Below are 306 nucleotides of genomic sequence, written 5' to 3' on the forward strand. Positions count from 1 at the left end.
GAAGTCGACGGCGGCGCGGAAACGCTGTCGCTGACGCTGCCGGCCGTGGTCACGACCGACCTGCGCCTGAACGAGCCGCGCTACGTGACGCTGCCGAACATCATGAAGGCGAAGAAGAAGCCGCTGGAAACGGTGAAGCCGGAAGACCTCGGTGTCGACGTCGCGCCGCGCCTGAAGACGCTGAAGGTGGTCGAGCCGCCGAAGCGCGCGGCCGGCGTGAAGGTGCCGGACGTGAAGACGCTGGTCGAGAAGCTGAAGACCGAAGCCAAGGTGCTGTAAGGGGAGCGGAAAGAAATGACGATTCTG

1 protein-coding gene is annotated in these 306 nt (G+C 64.7%); it reads left to right on the forward strand.

All coding sequences use genetic code 11. The annotated features are described in order from the left end of the window. Window positions 1-279: electron transfer flavoprotein subunit beta/FixA family protein (locus HWX31_RS34740; RefSeq protein ID WP_425129537.1), on the forward strand; the 279-nt coding region annotated here is incomplete at its 5' end. Window positions 280-306 lie beyond the last annotated feature (27 nt).

Source organism: Burkholderia ubonensis (genome assembly GCF_902833085.1).
In the GTDB taxonomy this organism is placed as follows: Bacteria; Pseudomonadota; Gammaproteobacteria; order Burkholderiales; family Burkholderiaceae; genus Burkholderia; species Burkholderia ubonensis.